The 2,624-nt window shown below is 64.0% G+C and carries 6 protein-coding genes; all 6 read left to right on the plus strand.

The window, feature by feature from the left end; all coding sequences use genetic code 11:
- Positions 1-24 precede the first annotated feature (24 nt).
- On the plus strand, positions 25-450 hold the full coding sequence (locus tag ACE3SS_RS15430) for a hypothetical protein (RefSeq protein WP_313519251.1): 426 nt from the start codon (positions 25-27) through the stop codon (positions 448-450).
- A gap of 7 nt (positions 451-457) precedes the next feature.
- The gene (locus tag ACE3SS_RS15435) at positions 458-670 is read left to right on the plus strand and encodes a hypothetical protein (protein WP_150428003.1); all 213 of its coding nucleotides are present in this window, start codon (positions 458-460) and stop codon (positions 668-670) included.
- A 2-nt stretch (positions 671-672) separates the two neighbouring features.
- Positions 673-1,425 carry a hypothetical protein gene (locus ACE3SS_RS15440; RefSeq protein WP_374595467.1) on the plus strand — a complete coding sequence of 251 codons (753 nt, stop codon included), beginning with the start codon at positions 673-675 and terminating at the stop codon, positions 1,423-1,425.
- A complete protein-coding gene (locus ACE3SS_RS15445) occupies positions 1,425-1,826 on the plus strand; it encodes a hypothetical protein (RefSeq protein ID WP_374595469.1) in 402 nt (133 codons plus the stop codon). The genes ACE3SS_RS15440 and ACE3SS_RS15445 overlap by 1 nt, the downstream gene beginning before the upstream one ends.
- Before the next feature lie 29 nt (positions 1,827-1,855).
- Entirely contained in the window at positions 1,856-2,011 is a 156-nt protein-coding gene (locus ACE3SS_RS15450; protein ID WP_009521710.1) for a hypothetical protein, read from the plus strand.
- Positions 2,012-2,014: 3 nt separating this feature from the next.
- The coding region (locus ACE3SS_RS15455) for a DUF6441 family protein (protein WP_374595471.1) at positions 2,015-2,624 on the plus strand (610 nt) is incomplete at its 3' end.

Raw genomic sequence — 2,624 nt, forward strand, 5'->3', positions numbered from 1 at the left:
TCTCCCAACTCTGAGGAACTCCCCATGAACTCCGTCCGCGAGCGCGTCTTGCGGGAGATCGTCACGCGCCTGGCATCTGCGATTGCCCCGACACCGGTGCTACGCATGCCTGCCGTACCGGTCACCCGCGAGGCCAGTCCAGCGCTGCTGCTGTTCGTCGATGGCGACAGCATCACCGCCCACGCCAACCACCTAGTCGACCGGCTGCTGATCGTCCGGCTTGCCGTGGTGGCACGCGGTGCGGATGCCTTCGACGTCGCCGACCAGGCGCTGGTCGCGGCCCACGCGGCAATGCTCGCCGAACCGAATCTGGGCGGTCTGGCCATCGCCGTGCGCGAGATCGACTGCGAATGGGAGTTCGACGACGCCGACGCCGGGGCCGTCGCGCTGCCCGCCCGTTACGAGATCCGTTACCGCACCCACGCTATCGACCTCACCCAAACAGGATGAACACCTTATGCAAACCCTCTCCATCGAGCTACTGAAACCCCATACCCACGCAGGCAAGCGCCTCTTCGTAGGTGATCGCCTTGATCTGAATGACGCCAGCGCCCGTTGGCTGATCGCACAAGGCACGGCCAAAGCGGCCACCCCCGCCACTGATTCCAAACCCACCCGCCGTGATGCCACGTCCGGTGTTTCCACAACTGCAGCCACCCAAGGAGACTGAACATGGCTTATTTTTCTGGACAAGGCCGCGTCTACATCGGCGCACGTGATGAACTCGGCAACCCGGCCGGACTGACCTTCGTTGGCAACGTGCCCGAGCTGAAGGTGTCGCTGTCGGTAGACACCATCGAGCACCAGGAAGCGCAGTCGGGTCAGCGTCTGACCGACCTGCAACTGATCAAGACCAAGAAAGGCGAGTTCGCCTGCACGTTGGAGGAACTGATCGCCACCAATCTGGCGCTCGCGCTCTACGGCACCACGACCACGATCACTCCCGGCACCGTGACCGGTGAACTGCTGCCCAACCCGGTCACGCCGGGCAGTCTGTACCCGCTGGCCATGCAAAACGTGTCGGTGGTGCAGATCCAGGATTCGGATGCCACGCCCCAGACGCTCCCGGCCAGCCAATACAGCGTCAATGCCAAGCACGGTTCGCTCGTGGTGCTGGATGCCACGTCGGGCGGCCCGTATACCGAGCCGTTCACCGTCGATTACGCCTATGGCGCGGCGCAGAGCACGGCGATGTTCACCCAGCCCTTGCCCGAGCGCTGGATTCGCTTCGAGGGGCTCAACACCGCTGACGGCAACCGCGAGGTGGTGATCGACCTCTATCGCGTGGCCATCAACCCGGCCAAGGAACTCTCGATCATCACCGACGAACTGTTGAAGTTCGAGTTGTCGGGCCAAGTGCTGGCCGATCTGACCAAGCCGGTCGGTGGTGATCTCGGTCAATTCGGCCGTCTGGTGCTGCTGTGATGGACGGCTTTAAAACCTTCCCCCCAGAGCCGGTCGTCGTGACGCTGTCCGGTACCGCGCTGGAACTGACACCGATCCGGCTGGGCGAGTTGCCACGGCTGCTGGCTGTGGTGCGCCCGCTGGCCGAGGAGATCAGCAGTAATCCGGACTGGATGGCGCTGCTGGGACGGCATGGAGATGCCGTGCTCGATTTGCTGGCCATCACCACTCGGCGCGAACGCGCGTGGATCAACGACCTCTCGCTGGAGGACGCCGTGCAACTGGCCGCCGCCGTGTTCGAGGTCAACGCGGATTTTTTCGTGGCGCACGTCGTTCCGGCGGTTCAGGGCGCAGCCCAGCGACTCGCGCCGACGCTGCGCTTGCTGACGAACTCGGGTGGGACGCTGCCGTCGCCCGTCTGATCCGCGCCGGGCACCGCATTGGCGACGTGATGGCCTACACGCTCACGCAGGCGCAAGCCTTTCTGGATGCCGATGGACAGATCGAACGCCAGCAGCTTGCCCAGCTGCTCGGCATTCATGCCGTGGCAGCCCAGGGCGAGAAGCGTGGCATTGAACAACTGCAACGCGATCTTCTGAAGGACTAAAACGTGCGCCTGTCACTGACCACCACCGGCCTGCTGGACCCGCGCCAGTTGGCGGCCTGGAGTACCGAGCGGCGTCGTGCCATCCACACCGCTGTCGCCAAGGGCATGCAATCGGGCGGGCGTGAAGTGCGTGATGCGGCGCGAGCCGAGATGCGCAGTGCCTTCACCGTCAAGCGCAACAGCTTCATCTCCTCAATGGGCGTGAAGGTGTTCGACAAGAAGCCCGAACTGCTGCCCGCCCTGCTGGTGGGCAGCAAGATTCCTTGGCTCGGTCTGCATGAAAAAGGCGGCACGGTGAGCGGCAATTTGCTGATACCGCTGCTGCCCGGGCGCATCGGCCCCAAGCGCTTCAAGGCGGTCATTGACGGCCTGATGCGCTCGGGCAATGCCTTCTTTATCGAGAAGAACGGTCGCGTGCTGCTGATGGCCGAGAACATCAAAGAGAACGCCGGGCAGCTGGGCCGCTTCAAGCGTGCCGAGCGTGGTCGTACCGGGGCCAAGCAGATCAAGCGTGGCCAGGAGATTCCCATCGCCGTGCTGGTCAAGCGCGTCGATCTCAAACGACGACTGAATCTGGCGGGTGGCGTGCAACGCGCACTACCTGCCTTGGCGC

Source organism: Aquabacterium sp. (assembly GCF_041915145.1).
Lineage (GTDB): Bacteria > Pseudomonadota > Gammaproteobacteria > Burkholderiales > Burkholderiaceae_C > Aquabacterium.

Excerpts from the sequence above, each read along its gene's own strand:
- ACE3SS_RS15440 (WP_374595467.1), top strand. The coding sequence starts at position 673 with ATGGCTTATTTTTCTGGACAAGGCCGCGTCTACATCGGCGCACGTGAT.
- ACE3SS_RS15445 (WP_374595469.1), top strand. The coding sequence starts at position 1,425 with ATGGACGGCTTTAAAACCTTCCCCCCAGAGCCGGTCGTCGTGACGCTG.
- ACE3SS_RS15430 (WP_313519251.1), top strand. The coding sequence starts at position 25 with ATGAACTCCGTCCGCGAGCGCGTCTTGCGGGAGATCGTCACGCGCCTG.
- ACE3SS_RS15450 (WP_009521710.1), top strand. The coding sequence starts at position 1,856 with ATGGCCTACACGCTCACGCAGGCGCAAGCCTTTCTGGATGCCGATGGA.
- ACE3SS_RS15435 (WP_150428003.1), top strand. The coding sequence starts at position 458 with ATGCAAACCCTCTCCATCGAGCTACTGAAACCCCATACCCACGCAGGC.